The sequence below is a fragment of the Wolbachia endosymbiont (group B) of Melanostoma mellinum genome, assembly GCF_947251465.1.
Taxonomy (GTDB): Bacteria; Pseudomonadota; Alphaproteobacteria; order Rickettsiales; family Anaplasmataceae; genus Wolbachia.
This window is the reverse complement of sequence record NZ_OX366366.1, coordinates 1,767,562-1,787,946: the sequence shown is the minus strand read 5'-3', so window position 1 is coordinate 1,787,946 and position 20,385 is coordinate 1,767,562. Positions and strand designations below refer to the sequence as shown.

The 20,385-nt window shown below is 33.0% G+C and carries 16 protein-coding genes and 6 pseudogenes; 10 read left to right on the top strand and 12 right to left on the bottom strand.

The genetic code is table 11. The annotated features are described in order from the left end of the window. Positions 1–5 precede the first annotated feature (5 nt). On the top strand, positions 6–1,538 hold the full coding sequence (locus OPR42_RS08300; protein WP_265042295.1) for a hypothetical protein: 1,533 nt from the start codon (positions 6–8) through the stop codon (positions 1,536–1,538). 373 nt (positions 1,539–1,911) lie between these two features. On the opposite strand, the gene argB is transcribed toward OPR42_RS08300, so the two are convergent. Next, positions 1,912–2,820 carry an acetylglutamate kinase gene (argB, locus tag OPR42_RS08295; protein WP_040754531.1) on the bottom strand — a complete coding sequence of 303 codons (909 nt, stop codon included), beginning with the start codon at positions 2,818–2,820 and terminating at the stop codon, positions 1,912–1,914. Between the two features lie 4 nt (positions 2,821–2,824). Further along, positions 2,825–3,421 (bottom strand): ribosome biogenesis GTP-binding protein YihA/YsxC, encoded by a 597-nt coding sequence (yihA, locus tag OPR42_RS08290; protein ID WP_369800778.1) that lies wholly within the window; start codon positions 3,419–3,421, stop codon positions 2,825–2,827. Positions 3,422–3,531: 110 nt separating this feature from the next. On the opposite strand from yihA, the gene prfA reads away from it, so the two are divergent. The 3 genes from prfA to OPR42_RS08275 all read left to right on the top strand — a co-directional run bounded on the left by prfA (position 3,532) and on the right by OPR42_RS08275 (position 5,184). Continuing rightward, the gene (prfA, locus tag OPR42_RS08285) at positions 3,532–4,623 is read left to right on the top strand and encodes a peptide chain release factor 1 (protein ID WP_010401258.1); all 1,092 of its coding nucleotides are present in this window, start codon (positions 3,532–3,534) and stop codon (positions 4,621–4,623) included. Positions 4,624–4,741: 118 nt separating this feature from the next. After that, positions 4,742–5,005, top strand: a complete 264-nt coding sequence (locus OPR42_RS08280; protein ID WP_264375588.1) for a hypothetical protein — start codon at positions 4,742–4,744, stop codon at positions 5,003–5,005. Further along, complete coding sequence (locus OPR42_RS08275; RefSeq protein WP_264686401.1) at positions 4,999–5,184, top strand: hypothetical protein; 186 nt, start codon at positions 4,999–5,001, stop codon at positions 5,182–5,184. The genes OPR42_RS08280 and OPR42_RS08275 overlap by 7 nt, the downstream gene beginning before the upstream one ends. Positions 5,185–5,546: 362 nt before the next feature. Here the strand turns inward: OPR42_RS08275 and OPR42_RS08270 are convergent, their stop codons facing one another. Further along, a complete protein-coding gene (locus OPR42_RS08270) occupies positions 5,547–6,476 on the bottom strand; it encodes an AEC family transporter (protein ID WP_265042294.1) in 930 nt (309 codons plus the stop codon). Between the two features lie 254 nt (positions 6,477–6,730). Next, positions 6,731–7,288 (bottom strand): acetyltransferase, encoded by a 558-nt coding sequence (locus tag OPR42_RS08265; protein ID WP_264686402.1) that lies wholly within the window; start codon positions 7,286–7,288, stop codon positions 6,731–6,733. A 16-nt stretch (positions 7,289–7,304) separates the two neighbouring features. On the opposite strand from OPR42_RS08265, the gene OPR42_RS08260 reads away from it, so the two are divergent. Further along, on the top strand, positions 7,305–8,465 hold the full coding sequence (locus OPR42_RS08260) for a multidrug effflux MFS transporter (protein WP_265042293.1): 1,161 nt from the start codon (positions 7,305–7,307) through the stop codon (positions 8,463–8,465). A 425-nt stretch (positions 8,466–8,890) separates the two neighbouring features. Here OPR42_RS08260 and OPR42_RS08255 read toward each other — a convergent pair. Further along, positions 8,891–9,679, bottom strand: a pseudogene (locus tag OPR42_RS08255) (Mur ligase domain-containing protein); the annotation flags it as partial. A gap of 52 nt (positions 9,680–9,731) precedes the next feature. On the opposite strand from OPR42_RS08255, the pseudogene OPR42_RS08250 reads away from it, so the two are divergent. Then, positions 9,732–10,246, top strand: a pseudogene (locus OPR42_RS08250) (IS6 family transposase); the annotation flags it as partial. A 16-nt stretch (positions 10,247–10,262) separates the two neighbouring features. On the opposite strand, the gene OPR42_RS08245 reads toward OPR42_RS08250, so the two are convergent. The 3 genes and pseudogenes from OPR42_RS08245 to OPR42_RS08235 all read right to left on the bottom strand — a co-directional run. Continuing rightward, on the bottom strand, positions 10,263–10,517 hold the full coding sequence (locus OPR42_RS08245; RefSeq protein WP_264686406.1) for a transposase family protein: 255 nt from the start codon (positions 10,515–10,517) through the stop codon (positions 10,263–10,265). 228 nt (positions 10,518–10,745) lie between these two features. Beyond that, positions 10,746–12,055 (bottom strand): annotated as a pseudogene (locus OPR42_RS08240) (IS110 family RNA-guided transposase). A gap of 237 nt (positions 12,056–12,292) precedes the next feature. Next, positions 12,293–12,703, bottom strand: a pseudogene (locus tag OPR42_RS08235) (helix-turn-helix domain-containing protein); the annotation flags it as partial. Between the two features lie 156 nt (positions 12,704–12,859). Here OPR42_RS08235 and OPR42_RS08230 point away from each other — a divergent pair. Then, entirely contained in the window at positions 12,860–13,036 is a 177-nt protein-coding gene (locus OPR42_RS08230) for a hypothetical protein (protein ID WP_265022366.1), read from the top strand. A 100-nt stretch (positions 13,037–13,136) separates the two neighbouring features. After that, the gene (locus tag OPR42_RS08225; RefSeq protein ID WP_264375462.1) at positions 13,137–13,259 is read left to right on the top strand and encodes a hypothetical protein; all 123 of its coding nucleotides are present in this window, start codon (positions 13,137–13,139) and stop codon (positions 13,257–13,259) included. 123 nt (positions 13,260–13,382) lie between these two features. Here OPR42_RS08225 and OPR42_RS08220 read toward each other — a convergent pair whose 3' ends face one another. Beyond that, positions 13,383–14,405, bottom strand: coding sequence for an IS110 family RNA-guided transposase (locus tag OPR42_RS08220; RefSeq protein ID WP_264375440.1), 1,023 nt, complete (start codon positions 14,403–14,405; stop codon positions 13,383–13,385). Positions 14,406–14,624: 219 nt separating this feature from the next. Here OPR42_RS08220 and OPR42_RS08215 point away from each other — a divergent pair. Further along, positions 14,625–15,119, top strand: a pseudogene (locus OPR42_RS08215) (transposase); the annotation flags it as partial. Between the two features lie 81 nt (positions 15,120–15,200). Beyond that, positions 15,201–16,012 (top strand): annotated as a pseudogene (locus OPR42_RS08210) (IS630 family transposase). On the opposite strand, the gene OPR42_RS08205 reads toward OPR42_RS08210, so the two are convergent. The 3 genes from OPR42_RS08205 to OPR42_RS08195 form a co-directional block, all read right to left on the bottom strand. After that, positions 16,007–16,132 (bottom strand): hypothetical protein, encoded by a 126-nt coding sequence (locus OPR42_RS08205; RefSeq protein ID WP_265042291.1) that lies wholly within the window; start codon positions 16,130–16,132, stop codon positions 16,007–16,009. The pseudogene OPR42_RS08210 and the gene OPR42_RS08205 overlap by 6 nt on opposite strands. 51 nt (positions 16,133–16,183) lie before the next feature. Continuing rightward, positions 16,184–18,427, bottom strand: coding sequence for a coiled-coil domain-containing protein (locus tag OPR42_RS08200; RefSeq protein ID WP_265042290.1), 2,244 nt, complete (start codon positions 18,425–18,427; stop codon positions 16,184–16,186). A gap of 644 nt (positions 18,428–19,071) precedes the next feature. Beyond that, positions 19,072–20,349: an IS4 family transposase gene (locus tag OPR42_RS08195; RefSeq protein WP_265041416.1), complete on the bottom strand. Its 1,278-nt coding sequence runs from the start codon at positions 20,347–20,349 to the stop codon at positions 19,072–19,074. Positions 20,350–20,385 lie beyond the last annotated feature (36 nt).

Here is a 20,385-nt window from a genome sequence, read left to right as displayed (position 1 = left end):
TAATTATGAAAGAGGCAAAGAAGAGTCCGGTAGTTAGATTAAAGGCCACAGCTAAAGAATTCAATTTTAGTAAATTAAGAGCAGATCAAGATAATAAATTAGCGAATTCCGGTGAAACAATGTTCTTAGATTTTCAAAGAATGAATTTTATTATTAATGAAAAAGAAATAGATAAAAATTTTATTATTGCATTTAAGGAAGGAGCTAAAGATTATAAAAATGAGATTTTTAACCGTGATAATTTTGATAACCTCTCTGAAGAAGGTAAAGCTTTTATGGAACCAGTACTTAAGGAGCTTGATCAAGATAGACTATCTGAAGTTTGGGAAAATCATTGTAATAGCCCTACAGTTGCTGATGAAAAAAAAATTGATGAATATAGAAAGGAATTTGAGAGATTTTATAACGCAGGGAGAAGCTCTTATCATCTATTCTCCAAAAAAGATTACCGTTCATTAGCAAAGGAAATTTTTAAGGAAATGTTTAGATACGCTGAAGCAGAAATCCCAAGTGATGCTATTTTAGAAGAGTTAGTCACCAATTGTAATCAAGCAGGGTATGGGGCTGGTATATTTAATGAATCTCATGCCGCACTCAGTAGTTGTAATTTAACTCCACACAGTCCTAAAAAAGTGCTAAACATTTACTGCACTGACCACAACCGCATAAAAGTGACGTCTGATATGGCAATACCTATAACCACGATTGACAATCCGGAAGAGAAAATATGTGACCTATCCAGCTCATTAGAATTTACACTTGAGTCTCAAGATAGCAAAGATAGTATAACATATAAAGAAGGTAAATTGTCACTTACTATTCCTGAAGAGTTGAAAAACTATAAAGATAATGGCAAGAGTTTGTTTGACATTATTAAAGAATATTTTCAGAAATTCTGTGCAGAATTAGGATTTAAACATGAGACAAAAATACAAATAGAGCATGACTTAGGTACTCAAATCAAAGTAAGTAACTATTTAGATGGTACGATATCAACTACAGGATCAGATGCAAATGAAAGATTTATCAATCTTTTAAGCGAAAATCTCAGAGATAGATTGTTCAAATCAGGTTCTGCTATAGAAGATGTTGATGATTTTATTGAAATTAAAGTATCTACCGTTATAGGTCTATTGAGTAATTATGCTAAATTGGAAGATAATAAAGAAAACAGAGAGTTATTAATAAAGGAAGTAGCAGATAATTTAGGTCTTCCTTCTCAAGGCTATAGGTTCCACGATAAGCCCGATCTTTTTGCACTAAAATTGTTACCTTCTTTAGTAAAAGGTGCGGTCAATTATAATCAAGTCCAGTGTGTTGTAAATATTTTTACCAATTTAATTATTGAAGGGAAAAGAGAAATATACGAAAAAAAAGGTGCGATTAATGCAATTGATGCAATCCATAAGAAAGTAGATAAGGCAATTGTTGAACAAGAAAAAAAAGCAACCAATAAACAAGATATGGAAAATGGTAAATGGACAGATAGAATCAAAAAACAGAAATTATCTGTGGAATCACATGGGCATTTGCATTAAAGATACTGTGTACAGAGGCGTAGTATGCTCAATTTTCGCCTTTCATTTAAAGCACTCAAATTGACCAAACACACTCAATCCAAAGCGTTTGTAGATTCGATATCTTGAGTAACTTGACGCAGAGAGAATTGTATACCTTAGTCAACTTTTCTAGCGGTATCCATAAGGTAAATCATTATTTGAGTGTTACACCCAAGCCCTCTTTATTTTCCTCTGTTATCAAGCTAAAAATACCATTTGGTTTCATTATGTATACGAAACTATTATGCTTGCAAGAAAAAAAAAACCCTAAAAAACTGGAAAAGAGAATAGGAATTTGACATAAGCTATTCCCAAATTTTCAACATTCATATGGTTATAAGCAGTACAGCTATTAATCATCCATTATTGATATACCTGAATTATTCTCAGTAAATAAATCAAGTATAATGTTAGGTACTCTACCATCAACTATGTGAACAACCCCTGCACATTCTTCTACCATTTTAGTATATGACATAAGCCTTTCAACAAATTTTTCTCCTTTAATTTTTCCACAATCAATCGATTCTTTTAAATTTTTAATCAAGACTCTTCCATTGCCAACTTTGTTTATTTCTTCATCTGTATCACTCAAGATTATCATTTTAGATGCGTAAACTGCAAGTGCAATTGCACTTGCAGTGCTATCAGTATCAATATGATATGTTTCTCCATTTTTTCCATAACCGATAGGTGCAATAACTGGTATAGAATCTGATTCTTCAATAAAGAATAATATATCAGGATTGATTTCAGTTGGTCTACCGATAAATCCCATGTCTAGTATTTTTTCAATATTATTTAATCTATTTTCCCTAAGCGTAGTGCTTATCTTTTCAGCTTTTATGAGGTTGCCATCTTTTCCACATAGTCCAATAGCTGAACCACCAGCAGAATTTATATGCTGAACAATTTTTTTATTAATTGAACCACACAGTGCCATTTCAATGATTTTCATAGTGCTTTTGTCTGTAAGTCTGACACCATTTATAAACTTATCATTCATACCTAGCATTTTTAACACTAAGTTAATTTCATATTCTCCGTCATGAACTACCACCGGATTTATACCAAGCTGTTTCAACAGAACAACATTATGCGCAAAAGCACTAAGCAGCGTTTCATCTGAGATTATTACACTGCTGCATTTGATGATAAAAGTTTCGCCTACAAATTTAGGTATGTTAGACAGAACTTCAAATAATATTTCTGTTTTTTCCTTCAATGGCATCTTACCATTTAAAGATTCATCACTTTTCATTTTTTTATCTTGTAAATTTGAAAAACTCATCTCTTACCTTGGTGATTTTATGCTTAACACGAATGCTTATTTGATGAATTGATACATGTTCATTATTAACCCACTTTTGAGTATTTTCTAGAATAGCATCTAGACTTTCCTGATTCACTTTATCTATTTTTGTTAGCACAATATTAAAGTTAATATTATTACATATTAACCAATAAACAAAGTCTTTGTCTATTTCTTTTAATCCTACCTTGCTATCTATAAGCACAAACACTCTTTTTAGATTTCTCCTGTGAATTAGATAGTACTCAATTAGGTTTAAGTATTGTACTGCTTCTTCCTTGCTTGCACAAGAATAGCCATAACCCGGTAGGTCGACAATCCTAAACTTATCATTGTACATAGAGTAAAAATTTATTTGTCTAGTGCATCCAGGTTTAGAAGAAACTCTTGCAGCTTTTTTGCTGTTTATCAGCAAGTTGATTAAACTTGATTTTCCTACGTTTGATCTACCAGCAAATGCAATCTCTGGAGCCGACTCATCTGGTAATGATTTTTTGTCTGAAGCTCCAAATATGAAGCTGCAGATTGATGTTATCTGTTTTGCCATTATACTTAGGTAGAAATATTCGAGACAATTATAGTGTTATTGCTTGATATAAGAAATTTTTTATTTCAGTATATATTACTTACTTAAACAGCTGAAAACTAGACCTGTACTGTATGGATATAGAGAATAATTTACAAGACTTAAAAAAAAAGTTTTCTGATGTAGAGAGAAATCTGGAAAACCCTACCAATTTGAGTCAAAAAGAATTCGTTAGTTTTTCAAAGGAATACTCTGAACTCAGACCAATTATCGAGATAATCGATGAATATAATATATTAAAAGAGGAAATTTCGGATTTAGAAGAAATCATGAAAGATGAGAACAGCGATGGTGATATAAAAGAGTTAGCAAAAGAAGAACTTCTTGAGAAGCAAAAGATACTATTACCGAAAGTAAAAGCAAAACTAAAGTTGGCATTATTACCCAAAGATGAAGATGACTCAAGAAATGCAATATTAGAAATTAGGGCAGGCACAGGCGGAGAAGAAGCAGCATTATTTGCAGCGATGTTATTTCGTATGTATCAAAAATATGCAGAAAGAAGAAATTGGAAGTTTGAGCCAATAAGTATTTCTAATACAGGTATAGGTGGCTATAAGGAGGCTTCTGCACTCATTAATGGAACAGAAGTTTTTGCAAGACTGAAATTTGAGTCAGGGGTGCACAGAGTACAAAGAGTGCCAGAAACTGAATCCTCAGGAAGATTGCACACTTCCGCAGCTACTGTTGCAATATTACCTGAAGTAGAAGAGGTTGACTTTGAAATAGAAGAAAAAGATTTACGCATAGATGTTTATAGATCCAGTGGTCCTGGAGGGCAATCAGTGAATACAACTGACAGCGCAGTAAGGGTCACCCACTTGCCAACAGGGATAGTTGTAATACAGCAAGATGAAAAATCGCAGCACAAAAATAAGGCTAAAGCGCTCAAAGTATTGAGAGCAAGGCTATACGAAATTGAAAGACAAAAAAAAGAAATGGAAAGGTCAACAATGAGGAAAAGCCAAATTGGTTCTGGAGATCGCTCTGAACGTATAAGAACTTATAACTTTCCACAATCAAGAATAACAGATCATAGAATTAATCTCACTTCACATCGACTAGAACAGATTATAAAAGAAGGTGAACTAGATGAATTTATTGAGGCATTGATTTCACGAAATGAAGCAGAAAGGTTGACTGGAGGGGGTAATGTTACTTTTTGATGGAAATTTGAAACAAAGCATAGGTATCAGGTTAAAAAGAAGTAAAGTTAGTTGTTCATAAGGTTGACAATTATTTAAATTTATGCTATAATTAGCAGCTCTATAACTTACAGAAACCATGGAAGTTGACTTTAATCAATATGTTAATAGTAACACCTTAGAGTTAAATAATCTATATGTATATATGGAAAAGCTAGTAAACTTTTTACAGAAAAAGCAAAATATTACAAGCTTGACTTTATCTAATTGTTATATTGATGCTCAGTGCGGAGAAGTTTTAAATGAAGCATTAGAGAATATTAATCTTCCAAATATTACTGAGTGTAAATTAACTTCTAGCATTATTGGCGCAGAAGGCTCAATAGCAATCACTAAATGTTAAAGAATGGTAACTTTCCAAATCTTATTAAACTTGATTTAATTTCTAATGATATTGATGTTGAAAGTGGAATAATATTAATGAGTGCGCTAAGGGGTGGTAGTTTTTCAAATATTAAAGAATTTAATTTACTTTATGACAACGTCTGCAACGAAGGCATAGCAGCATTACGTGAATCATAGAACAACAATATGCTTCCAAATCTTATTAAGTTTAGTTTTCCCTTTAGTATTACTAATGATAACAAAGATATGGAAATGTCAAGCGAATACCTATTCGGTTAATAGCATCATATAGAAAAAGGCAAGTTACATTTATTTGTTGCTGCTCATAGAACATCCAAATTCAACTATAGACCTGCTAAAAGGTGTAGGAAATCTTACTGCTATTGACATTATTGCGAAAATTCCATCAATTGATAACTTCCTATTCTGTGTAAAAAAATAAGAAAGGAGAGGAAAAAAGGATTAGTTTCTTTTATGATTATCCAAGAAGTCTAGTCTAAATTCAAGTTTTGTGAATAGGCTAGCGCTTAAATTTTTGATCAAAAAGGGACAAGTTTAGTAAAAAATAATGATATTATAAGTGGAACATAAAATAGTCCCACTGCAGTACTAATTAGGAGCAATAAAGTAGCTTTATCTGGTTGGTAATTTAAAATATTAGCAAGTATTATACTGGATCCAGAAATCGGAATAATAGCCAGTAACATCAGTGCTTTATAGATGCTTTCATCGTATATACCTGTAACATGCTTGTCTAGCAAGACAATTCCCAAAACAAATGATGGCCAGAATATGTACTTTGCTACAATAGTGGTCAAGGCAAGCTTCCAATCTACTTTAAAATTTGTAATTTGTGCAATACTTACTCCAAGCAGCACCATTCCTAATGTGATAAATGTACTTCTGATATTTATCATAACATCTGTCAAAAAAGTGGGTATTTGTATATCATATATACTTAAAAAGAAACCTAGAATCATTGCATATAATGAGGGAAGTTTGAATAACTTTAATACGCATTCTTTTGCAGTATAGATACCATTTGCAGCTATATAAAATCCCAAACTATTTTCAAATAGTGCCATTCCTATGTAACAGACAACATACACAGACACTGAATCTTCATCAAATAAAGCCATGGCAATCGGTAGACCAAAATAACCCATACTTGTGCTGCCCGAGCTAAACGCTAATATGTTTCTCGTGTTGTCCTTAAATAAAAAAGAAGAAAGATAATACACTGATAAGGACATAGTACTACCTATAAACCATATCAAAATCGGCAGAGAAATTACTTTTAAATTAACTTCTGTATGAGATACTCCGTATAAAATCACTATTGGATTAGCTATATAAAAGAGTATTTGAGATATAGTATTTCTATCAATTTTAAGATATCTTCCTGCTAAGTAACCAATAAGTATTGTAATGTAAATAGGTAATATTTTGAGGAAAAGAGTAAAGAACATACTAGCCTATTGTGATATCTTTGCTGATAAAGTGATATTAGATTTTAAGGTATTGTAAAAGTAAGTAAAATTTATTTTCCAATTAATCAAGTTCATAGTTAGTTAAAAAAAGATTCACTGAGTGCCAAAATTTGTTCTTATATAGGACTTAATAATGATATTTTTATGATTAAATTATGTTAAGTTTGTATAAAGCTCCTTGTATATTTTTATAAACCACTTGTAGTAATTTAGGTAGATTGTTGAAAAAACACTCATCTTGAATGGTTCTCAGGAATTCTTGCCTTAATCATTAAAATCGCACTATTACTTTCCATAATTTTTTTAAAGCCAACTTTTTCGTAAACACGGATTGCACAAACATTTGCTATACCTGGGTCGACAAAGGCATTCTCATAAACTTTAAAGACAAATTTGTTTAAAAATATATTCAAAGCTTGTGAACCAACTCCTTTACCTACATAATTCAGCTCTCCGATATACCAGTCTATAGCAGCACAACTTTCTGGAAGTTCTAAAGTGTTATAGACCTGTTCAGGTGGGAAATCATGTTTGTTGTAATATTGAATATAACCAATATCAACTCCATCACAATTAATAATGAATGCGTGCATTGGTTTTTCAATAATTTGTGTCTTAGATTTCAAACGTTTGAATCCTTTAACGTAGTTGCTATATTTTTTCTCAATTAACTCTGGTGTCCAATTTATATCCGCATCCCACCACTTCTTTATATGGTGTGTTTCTACCCATTTTAATAATAGTGAAAAATGTTCTTCTTTCAACGCTTTAAATGTGATATTTTTATTCATTAATTAAAGATTTTAAGTGTTACTACCGTTTTTATTAATTCTATCTCTAATTGCTAAGTTCATTGAAATTGATATTTCTGTACCTAGTTTTCCTGATATAGTACGCTATTTTAACGTACCGGAAGGCACAATTCAATTAACTATTGCTTATAATTTTTTAGGCGTTTGCATAGGAGGGTTATTTTTTGGTCCATTGTCTGAATGCTATGGCAGAAGAAGGATGATGATCATAGGCAACACTTTGCTACTCATCGGTGCTGTTGGCTGTGTTTTTGCGCTGTCAGTTTCTTGGCTTTTAATCTCTCGCTTTATTCAAGGCATTGGTGTTAGCACATCTGTAGTTGTGTTTGCAATTATTGCAGACAGCTATAAAGGCAACGAAGCAGTAAAATTTATTGGAATCATGAATTCTATTCTCACAGTTCTCATAGCAATTGCACCAGTATTAGGCAGTTTCATCAACAAAATTGTTGGGTGGCGTGGCAACTATGCAACTGTTGCAATACTTTGTTTCATCTCTTGGGTTTTGCTGCTTTTTCTGTTACCAGAAACAAAAAAGGACCGTGATATTTTTAGTCTAAAAAAAATGATGAAAGACTATAAAAAATTATTATCAAGTTCAAAATTTATGGTGTTGTCTTTGGCACAGAGCCTTTTTTCTGCGGCTTATATGTCATTCATTACTTGTGGACCTTTTTTGTATATGGAAACTTTTGGTTTATCCAGCACTATTTATGCGCTACATCAAGGTGCAATGGTTGGGTCTTTCTCACTAATTAGCCTGTTTTCCAGTAAGATCTTAAAGAAACTTGGAGCAATTTGGTGTGTAATTTCCGGTACAGGCGTAATTGCTATTGGATCCCTATCACTTTTAATATTCAGTATAATCATGCCCAGTGCTTACTACTTAGTAACGCTGTCTATGGCTATTTTTTGTATTGGCTGTGGAATTTGTCAAGCAGTCATTTTCAATGCATCATTAAATATTTTCCCTGAAATGAAAGGCACAACTTCTTCTGCAATTTCATTTATTAGAGCTTCTATCATGGCTATTTTTATCGGCTTAACAAGCTACGTTTACGATGGTCAAGCAACCAGTGTAGCTATTCTTGTTTTTTTTGCAGTAGTTCTAATTTACTGTCTATTTATTGTTTTCAAGATCTGGAAAAATCTATAATCACCATATAGATCCTTCTCATTTCTAGTTATTGCGGTAATATGTATTGCAATTTTGCCGGCTGCTCTAAATGTATCTCTTCCACATCACCTAGTCTATATTAGTTAACAAATATGAGCTTGCTCATGCGTCTAAAATTTGAGAGCCAACTTTCAACAATCCAATCAAATTCTAACTTTCTTTAAAATACTGTTTCTTGCTGTTTTTATACCCTAAAAAATTTAGCTTACTTTTGCGCTAGTTCGTTCAAATATCATTAGTACGATTTACTTTTTTTTGGGATGTAGAGATTTTCTAGGGATTGTCTTCTTGAGTTCTATAGTATTTTGTTCAACATTGAAACGAGAGTCCCGTTTCAAGCATTGAAGTGACGAATCAAGAGCTGCTTTTATCCCATCCCTATCAACTATTTGAGTAGTTGACAATGGAATCCAGTTATTTTCGTTTATACTAATCAATACATCAAATTCTATGCTATTATTGTATTGTTTGACGTTGCTGGCTCTAATCTTATCATTCCCAAACCCAAACGTTATAGAATTATTCTCATCATAATTGACGCTTGCAGAATCAGGTAAAACCGCAAAATCCGCGTTGTTTACAAATCGAGAAAATGCATTTTTGATTTCGTTAAATGTACCGTAATGGTCTATATGGTCGTCATTAATACTTGTTACAACAGCAATATTTGCAGGAATTTTTAACATAGTTCCATCAGACTCATCAGCCTCGATTAAAAAAATGTCACTCTTGCCAAGTTTTGAATTACTCTGATAGGAGTTTAATACTCCTCCCACAATTACAGTAGCATCAGTACCAGAATGATCAAAAATGGAAGCAATCATAGCTGTTGTTGTTGTCTTGCCACTTGAACCAGAAACCGCTATCAAATATTTACCTTTCATAATTTTAGCCAGCATGTCTGACCTATGCAAAACTGTTTTATTGTTATTTCTTGCTGCAACTAGCTCCACATTATCAGGTTTTATTGCGGAAGAATGTACAACTATTTGAGCTTGTCTAATACTACTTGCATCGTGACCAATATAGACCTCTATACCTAATTTTTGTAACCTATCTATATTGTCGTTTGATCGCCTATCACTGCCTTGAATTTTATAACTGGAATTATGAAGAATTTCAGCAATTGCGCTCATTCCAATTCCACCTATACCGATTATATGTATTACTTCTTTTTTAGGGTTCTGTCGCATTTGTAGGGAAGTAGAAAGAAGAATGATATAATTGTCTAAAAAAAAAGCAAAGATGTTTCGTATCAATCAAAAATTGTTGCCATATTTCAAAGGATTTAGCTTTTCAGCGGATGTTATCTGTATACATGAAATGTCGATTCTCTTTGAGCTATCGAGATTTGGAAGAAATGATGAGTATAAGGGGAGCAAAATGCTACGTTACAAAGGTGGGTTATCACCACTGATAGATGAGGCAGTAAGGAAAAGAAAGAATCAGGTTGGTAGTAGTTGGAGAGACTTACATTAAATTAAACGGTAAATGGGTTTATTTATATACTGTAGACTTGTGTGTTAGTAGAGACAAGTCTGCAGCACTTTCATTCTTTCGTAAAGCCTTCAGGAGTAACTATCTTCCTGAGAAAATTGTAATTGATAAAAGCGGCAGTAATACTGCTGCTCTTGATGATTTGAATGCAGAAATTTCTGAAGATTACAGTTCTTCAAATAAAATATCTAAATAATATTGTTGATAGATTTATCAAAAAACTAATAAAGCCAATGCTTGGGTTTAAAAGCTTCCATTCCGCAAAAGACCTGCTGCGAATCAAGCGATAAAAAGAAGGAAAGGAGGGTGACTAAAATGAAGGTTAACTAAAAGGCGTGCTACAATACCAGCAATAATCTCAGGTTGTATTTTTTCTGAAAATTGCGGTAAACATGGGACATAATCTTTTACCTCACGGATCTTATTTTCTACTCTCATTCTAAATGATGCTAATCTTCTATTATGCTCTTTCTGCTCTGGAGTTAATGGCTTTTTACGATACTTTTTATATGGAATTATAACATTGCTTTGCAATTTTTGCCAACTTTGATATCAAGAATCGGCATGTTTTATGCTATCAAGTGGTTTCTTGTTTCCTTATGCGAAAATCACTACACGATATGGCTTTGACACTGATAACATTCTTCCTCCTTCTTCGATTCAGTTTTCATAGTGTTGGTTCTTTTTTTTCCTGAATATGATTTCTTCCGTTTTTTACTATCTTCTGGTCTCTGTATTTGCTTCTAAGAAACTTCCCATTAGTTATTCCTGTTGAACTAAGATATAACCGAATTCCTGTGCCTTTTTGATTAAATTTTTTACAACTTTCTCTTTGTAACGTGTTTCATAATAATCTATTCCTCTTTCTACATATTCTTGTCCATACTTCAACATACTATAAAAGATACATGCTAATTTCCTTGCCGTAGCAGTAATCGCTTTTGGTGCACCTAGTCGTTTTTTTAACCTTCTACAATATGCACCTATTCCGCTATTGCTTCTTGATACACAGTGAGCAGCCATTCGAAATGCATTCGCGGCACGATTAATGACTTTACGTGTTCTTGTGCTAAACACTTTTTCCCCTGTAATTTTATTAGCAGGGCTTAGCCCCAACCACGAAGTAAAATGCTTTTCTGATCGCCATTTATTATAGTTAATACCAACTTCCGAAATGATAGTTTGTACAGTTAGTATATCCAATCCAGGAATTTTGGTAAAATCTATATCAGTTACTCGATATAATTCTTCATGCAAAGCAAAGTTTGGTTTACTTTTTCTGTGCTTATTTTTCTCTTCACCTAACTTTTTACTCTCATCAGACTTTGTCTCAAATGTTTTATAATATTCTTAAATGCTCCTGTCACATTCTGCTACTTTTTCCTGATAAATATTATATAGCTCAAATTCTTGCTTTAATGTAAATAGGTGTTCTTTTCTATAGTTTCCTGCTAATGCTTTTGCAATAACAGATTTATCACTTTTTATTCGTCCATCTCTTAGTTCAGCCAATTTTTCAGGATTATTCTCACCATCTATTATTGCTTTAATAATTTGCATTCCAGTTACACCAGTTGTATCGCTTATAACTTTATGTAGTTGAATATTCATTTGTGTTAGCGCTTTTTGCATACGCAAAGTATGTGTAGAAGCATTTTCAATTAAATTTTTACGTTGCCGAACATAACTACGCAATACACACATTTGATCATCTGGCCTAAATGACCCTTGGAGTAACCCGTAACTGTGTAGTTGTTGAATCCATTTGCACATCTGATTTTCTCCCAGGTACATTTTTAACATGTTTTGCGTTTACCAGTTTTACTTCAAATCCGTGTGATTCAAGTACTTGAAACAAAGGAATCCAGTACACTCCTGTTGACTCCATGGCTACTGTATTAACTTTACATTTTTTCAACCATTTTGCTATGTTGTAGAGATCTTACGTAAAGCAGCTAAATTTTTGTATACGTTGTTCATCGCTTCCTTCGGGTACACATACATAATGTACAGCCGAGCCAACATCGATTCCTGCTGCATTAGATCTCTAATTTACTTTTGAACTTTGCCATTTTTAATCTCCATTATATAATAATCCATAATTGAGAAGTGCTTAAGCTTGGGACGGTTGAGTTATACATTCTTCTAATCGAGTTAGCCCAAAAGGCTCAATCAGTGGTTCGACCGTTCCTCCAAAGCCACGCTGTCCTACGGGCACTTAAGGCACCATTGCACAGTTCGGCTATAACTGCAAAAAGCTCTTCTCTACAAAATTATACATAAAATTTGCTATACACTCAGCTAGGAAGTTTCTTTTTGGTTTGACAGGTTTTATCTGTCCGGCGCTGTTCTGTAACATCAGCCAGAATCTTTAGTATTTTTTCTGATGTCATACTTCTATCTTTTATTATAGTCACTTTTTTGGCGAGTAATGGCTCTATTCTCTTAAGTAACCTACATACATTTGCGTTGTGTACATTGAATAGGCATCCTAAAAATCTATGCGTTATGTAAGTGCGATAGTACAAAATTACGCAAAACAACTTATCTTCCAGAGTTGGTAGTTTTGATCTTCTACCATGACACTTTTTCTGTTTTTCAAGTTTTTCCCATTCAGACCTCACTTTTTCCACCACCTTTTCGAACTCCTCTATAGTTAAACCTGTTATATTACGAAAGTTTCTTGGGTGTTTTTTCATATTATAGTAACTAAAGCTCATTTTTTTCCTTACTTGATCTGCTTATTCTTCTTCTACCTCTCTCACATCATTTTTTCAATCACCTTTTGCAGCAGGTCTTTAGAAGAAACAGATGTACAAGCTTATGCTGCTTCTACTCCAGAATCTACAGAGACAGAAAGTTCTTTTTTTAGTAACTTGTTTAGTATACTTATGAAGCCTTTTTCTTTAATAGGGTCATTTTTTGGTAATTTCTTTTCATGGTTGTTTGGATCTGATGAACCATCAACTGAATCTGATCAAATAATTGCACCAAGTAACTCAGGAGGAGAGGAGCTAACAAACTATCAAGAGGGTGATAATAATATTATATAATAGATTTCTTGCATAACTGGAATGCAAAGAAAAATCAGTTTCAAGTGGCCCGGGAGTGTTAAATAAACTGTGTCAAACCGAGAAGTATGGAGGTTTGACAATGAGTCAAGCAAACACAACTACCGGTTTGGTAGACTATAAAGAATTAGAAACAAATATCTTATCATCTATACGAGAAGGAAGATACCGTCTTGTCAGTCAACAAGAAAATTATAGAAATTGAATCTTAAGCTGTATTACGAAATCAAAAAATACTTTCTATCAACATATACACTAACCAACTACATTAAATAAATTTGTGTAAAATGCTATTTTACATAAGATAGAAAGTACGCATTTTTTGATTTTAAAGTACTAAATTCTCCTCCAACCGCTTTGCCCTGTAATTCTTGATATGGTCAGGATTAAAAGCACTTTTGGATTTTAGAACACCGAAAATGATATGGAGTAGCTTACGCATTGCAGCACCAACGATAGCCATATTATGCTTACCCTTTTCCTTTAATCTCTGGCAAAAACTAATAATGATAGGATTGTGATTCTTAGCTACTATAGCAGGAAAGAAAAGTGCTTTACGTAATGTTTGTGAACCGGATTTACTTAATCTGGGTTTGGCATATACAGAGGAACCTGACGTCATATTTCGTGGTATAACTCCTGTATATGCTGCCAATTGCCTGGCATCTCTAAAAACCTCTATGTCAGGAACTTCAGCTAAAATAGCTATTGCTGATTCTTCTCCTATTCCTGGAATAGTCAATAGAAGTTGAAAATTTTCCAACAATTCTTTATGTTGATTTAATAGTTCACGTACGGAGTTTTTTATTGTTTCTATTTTTTGAGCTATATTCATTGCAAGGTCTTCCCAAGCACTTGCAACTTCTTTAAGCAGTCTCTCTTTTTTTTCTAAGTGGTTATTTACTAATGTTAACTCATCTTTTAACGCAACTGAGCAACGATAAAGATGTTTTAATTTTTTCATTTCAGGAGAAGGTGGTGTCCAACTAGAAGGTTCCTGTCTTTGGCAATAATCAGCAATAACTTCTGCATCGGTCTGATCATTCTTTTGTCGTATCAGCTTACTCCTTGCATAAGATTTTATGCAATAAGGATTTACAACACTAACAGAATGTCCAGCGTTGTGCAGAAACTCAGCCAAAGCTTCGCTATAACAACCAGTAGCCTCCATGCAGGCTTTTACTTCTTCTACATTATGTTTTTGTAGAAAGCTAAGTAAACCTTGAAACCCAGAATCCTCGTTTTTAAAACTCCTTTTTCTAGTTTCACATCTTCCTTTTTTGCTTATGAACGAGAGAAAAACATCAAAGCGATCTTTCGATACATCTATACCTAAAAAGTTGTTGATCATATATAACCCCATGCGTTACCATTAAAAATGAAAAGTAAGGCTAGTCTTGTGAATACAGAATTAGAACCATTTAGGTTTTTCTACGATACCGTCCAGCCTGTACTCTTGAGAAGAGAACTCTTATCTACCTTACAGATTTTATATCTAAGACCACTGACAGAGTTCTTCTCTTCTCCATCTAATGCTTAAGCTTAAAACATTAGATGCTTTTTACAAGATACAAGACCATTGACAGGAAGAGATGGAGCATTAACACCATTTATAAAAAAACTGCTAGAGGGAAGGCGAGATAGAAAACCATTTGTCGGCTGAAAGCGAAGAAAACAACCGAAGAAATTCAAAGACTTTACGGACAAGTATTTGAACTATTGACACCAAGAGATAGAGAAGGAAGTTTCGAGCTACAAGTAGTCAGAAAAAGGCAAACAACCGAACTTGAAGCAAAGGTTTTAAGTACATATGCCAGTGGCATGGGATATAGCATCGCATGTAGAAGAAATATAAAATATCTGCAGCAGAGATATCAAGTATTACTGACAAATTGTTACCGGTAATCAACGAATGGCGCAGTCGTCCGCTGCAATCTGTATATCCAATAGTGTTCATGGTTTTTTAAGGTCAAGGAGGACGGGCATTGTGTAAGCAAATGTATGTATAACATATTAGCAAAATGGCAGAAAAGAAGTTTTGGGTTTTTATTTGGCTGAAAGTGAAGTTCTGGTTGGGAGTACTATAGCCCTTCTCATAATAGTCCAAAAAGAGTAAGATATGGATTGATAGTAGTGGAAGGTAAGGATGCCAGTAGCATATAGTTATAAAAAAGCAATGGAAGCACTAGAAGAAGGAGAAAGCAGGGAAACGGTGGCAGCAAGATTTAAAATTGGAAGAAGTACGTTATGGGAGTGGCAGCAAAGAAGAAAAGAAACAGGAGATTTTCAGTCAAAAAAGCCTGGAAGCGTGGCATAAAATTACCGACTGGAATTCATTTGCCGAATTTGCAAATGAGCAAGGTGGCAAAACTCAGTCAGAGATGCTGGGGCAATATTAGTAGACAAACAATTCATCGAGCACTTAAAAATATAGGATTCACAAGAAAAAAAAGACCTACGGATATAAAGAAAGAAATGAAGAAAAGCGAGCTCAATTTTCAAAGGTTATAGCAACAAAAGAACCTAAAGAATTAGTGTATATAGATGAGTCTGGACACTGAACCTATGGGTATTGCCAGAAAGGACAGCGGTTTTATGCCCTAAAATCTGGGAAGAAAACTCAACGAATTAGCATGGTTGCAGCCTTAAGTGGAAGAAAAATAATTGCTCCGTTAACCTTTGAAGGCCACTGCAATATGGATATCTTTAATAAATGGTTTGAGCAGTTTCTGACACCTATTTTGGAACCTGGACAAACTGTTATCCTTGATAATGCTACTTTTCATAAGTCTAATAAGATTTGCTAAAGGAGTTGGTGCAGAAATTTTATATCTTCCTCCATATTCTCCAGATTTTAACAAAATTGAACATTATTGGTTTGCTATAAAAAACAGAACCAGGAAAAACATTCCTTTATTCAAATCTTTTCGTCATGCTGTCGATTCTTCTTTCTTATGACCTTTTTGGACTATTATGAGAAGGGCTATAGTTCCTTCTTTCTTTATCATTTATTTTGATAGTTCCAATCCTATGTTTATCACTATAACCAACACTGCCTGGCTCTAAATTAAAAAGCATCTTCGCTCCTCTTGTTTTTACATTTTAGTATAATGCAGATAATTTGTATTATCATAATCCTGGACCATATCTCCTTGCATTCACTTTGAGTAGTTGATTTTTATTAACCCCCTCTAGAAAGCTAGATGGATTTTCTATTGTATAATCTGACTGTTTAATAGCCTTATCTAACTCTTCAAATACGCTGCTATTTCTTTTAAAATACCCATATTCTATAGCTGTTAAAACACTTTTCCCCCCTAATAGACAATTTAGCCCTAAACTTGATTTATTCTCTAATTTGTTAAATCTTACTTCATCGACAAGCCTCACCTCTATTTTATTACTATCTTTCTCATTAGGACATAGATAAATACTGATCTCTCCTACTTCAGTGGTAAAAGACATTTCAATGATATCTCCTGAGATGTCTGTATAATTTCTCCTTCCTTCTATGTTTTCAACTCTAATTATACTTTTTCCAACTTGAACTATACCAATATTTAGATTTAAATCTTTAGCTTTTTGATTATTGAATATCTTTGCAACTTCAATAGTACTATTTTGTGGGTAATCTATACAAAAATATCCATTATCTATTTCTAGTTCAAAGTCATGTTCATCAATTTGCTCACTTTTACTTATAATACTTTCAAGTGCTAACTCCTTCAGCTTTGAAAGGTTTGCTTTTCGCTGACCTAAGGTATCTTTATCTGAACAAATTACGTTTACTACATCTCCATGCTCTTCATCGCTAAATCTGTTTAAAGATGCACCTTCTGATATTATCTGAAATATTTTTTTCTTGTATAAAAACTCATAAATTCGAGTAGTGTCAGCAGATAAATATAGCTTTGGGAATGTGTCAGCTATACGATCTATCAAGGACATATCAGATTTATATGGAAAAGTGAACATTATTCCTTGTTTCAGTGCTTCGTTTATAACTTTATCAAGTTCTTTTTCGCACTCCTCATAATCTTCTTCGCTACCAGAGTAACCTAAAATATCCAGATAATCATGGATCTTATTTATTTTTTGCCAAATACTTTCATACTTTTCTTCTTCTCTTGTATTCGGTTTCACTTTCGCTAAAGAAAAAGAATCTTTTTGACGAATTAAAACAAAAGTATCTTTTTCTTTATGAATTATGGCTTCATCATAGAATAGTTGACTGTAACGCCTACCAAAACTTTCATCATAATCAGGGCAAGGGCTAACATTGTTGTCATCGTCACTTTCACTATCCGTTTCGTTCCATACTTCAATTGGGAAATCATTATTTTCAAGGTTTTCATCTTCACTTGTTCGACAATTTTCTGTTTTTCCATATAGCCAGGTTGATTTCTGGTCATCGCTACTTTCATCGTCAGCTTCATTCCATACTCCAATCTCGAAATCAGTATTTTCAAGGTTTTTATCTTCACTTGTTCGATAATTTTCTGCTTCTCTATCTGGTAAGGTTGATTCTTGGTCATTATTATCAATAATATGTTTAATTTTCACTTCAGGTACAAACTGAAGCTTTGCTATTTCTTCTCTTACGTTTTCTTTGTTTATTTCATCTGCAAGAGACACTTCATTACTAATATAGAAATTTTTCTGTTTTAAACTTTCGTTTTCCTTCTGCAGTCTATTGAATTCTGCAAATAGTTCTTTATACTCTGATAAATAAATACAAAATTGATCTCTTACATCATTAAGCTCCTTCTCTTTTTCTAATATCTGATTTTCATAATCACCTTTCAAATCCTCTATACTGTTTATCAGCACTGTACTTTCTTTTCTTACTCTATTTAACTCATCTTCAGTCAAAACCAGTTTTTGCTGTAACTCTTCATTTATTTTGTCTGTTAACTGAATTTCATTCTTTGCCTCTTTTAATTGATTATTTAAGTTCTTAATTATATCACTTTTGTTCTGAGTTTCTAATAATAATATTTCTACTTTCTGTTTTAGCTGTTCGATGTCTTGATCATTTTCAATTAAATTTCTCGTCCTTCTTTGTAATTCAACTTCAAGCCTTTTAATTTTCCCTTCTAGGGTTTGCATTTCTCTGTTAAGTTCACTTACTTCTTCGTAATACTCTTCTACTATTTTCTTATAGTGTTTTTGTAACTCTACATTTTTTTTAAGATCAAAATTTTCTTGTTGTAGATTTTCTATTTTACTTTTCAAACTATCTATTGCTTGATTTTCTTCATTGCTAATCTCAAATACCTCTTCAGGAAAATCTTCAAATTCACAAGATGAATTGCCTTCAAGGTCGTTACTACCAAATAAATTATATTGTACTACCTGCTTTAAACTAAACATACCTATACCCCCCACTAAAATAAACAAGTAATATATTGTATGCGCTATATATCATAAATACAATCAATTTGAATATAATCTATTTACTAATTCGTATTGTGAATTTTTATAGAGTAGGTTTAGGTGTAAAATATTATAATACCATTAAAGCAGGTGAATAAAGCACAGTCTTTTTGAGAGGATAAATTTAATGAAAAGACCATACTAATTAGTGTTATAAGGAATTGAATTATTGACTCTTCTGAAATTGCAAAAAAGGTCATATATTTGTGAGAACACGTTGCGTAAAAATAAGGTTATAAAAATAGAAGATTTAAATTATTTCCATAAGCTTGAGCAAATTAGTTCGTATATAAATTTGGTGAAAGTAGGCTAAAATAGCTAGTTTCGTGTTGTATTAAAATTACTATAAAGGAAAGTTCGCACGGATCTAGCGGCAGACCAATCCCACTGCCATTAAGTTAAGGGAAAGAGAAGTTAAGATTGGACAAAAAATTTGAAGTGATTGATAATTATGGTAAATACTAGGGTGAATTTTTAAGAAAAGGGAGTCTGAAAAGTGCAAGTTATTTAAAAAAGTAATAATTGCAGGTTATTTTGCAAAGAATGTACTAATGCAATGATACTGAAAAGATATCTTGAATTTAAAACACATGTTTTCTAGCTCTTTTCTGGTAGTTGAGTGAACGAATATCAGATATCTTATGACGATCAACTCTTCTCCCTTTTCTCACCACTAAAGTGTTCATCAAAAATAACTGTGATAGTCGATACATAATGCAGTCTATGTCTGACTCTGTAGAAAAAATATCAAAGGCTAAGTTTTTAATCGCATTAAATGAGACAGATTTATTGATGCTTTTTTTTAGTTTACTATTCTGTGAGCTCAATGTCTCTTCATCATCTTCTATCATGATACTTTCTAGATTACTGATGAAGATAGTTGACCAAAAATCCTGCTTGATAGTTTCAATACTTTTTCCTGTGAAATTCTCTAAATTTAATCTTCCCTTCAGCCTAGAAAAAAATGTTTCTACTCCCCAGCGCAAGTAATATAATCTCTCAAACTCTTCAACTGTAAAACGTTTCTCATCTAACAGAGATGTTACTAACACTTCAACTTCGCCAGAAGAAAGTATTATTTTGACTAACCTGAATTTCATCTCATCAGGTAATCCTAGCTTTCGTAGCTGTCTTGCTACTTTAATAGGTGCGGTAGACACTACCACCGTACTAGATGGGCTTTCCGGCTTAAACATAGTGTTTATTTCATTGAAAGACGAACTTGAACAGCGAATTATATAATTGATTTTCCTTCCTGTAAGCTCAGCAAGAAATCGATAAGATACGTATCCTCTATCACAGATTAACAAATCGTCTGATTTTATGGATTCAAGCATACCGATTGCTAAATCAACCTCATAGCTGTCACCTCTACTTAGCACAGATTTTATTGCAATATTATTTAGCACATCGTAGCAAACTTCAAAGGTTGCACTTGTATAGTCTTCAAATCTCTGGATTCCATTCCATACTGCTCTTGAGCCAAACTCACCTATTATTTTGTCGCTCTTTGGCAGAATCAGTATTGAAGCATCAAATGCAAGTACTCTGAAGCCATGGTGGGTTTTAAATTCCTGATCTTGGTAGTATAGGGAAACTATATCATCATTTAACTCTGAAAACGCAGTATGTTTTAGCTTCTTTCTTGCTTGAGTAAATGCACTTGCCGTAATTGTATAATCTTTTCTTGTATGCAGAACAAACTCATTAAGCATCACTTGTAATGACTTTACACTCTTTCTAAAAATCAGGAGAAATACATTAACGAAGGGCAGCTTTCTTTTTCGTGAGAAGTCTTTTGAGGATGCTCTGTGTGCGTTTATAAAGTTTAAACTCATCAATTTATTTTTTATAAACATGATTATTCTTTTTTTTACTCATGTCATTACTTCTTT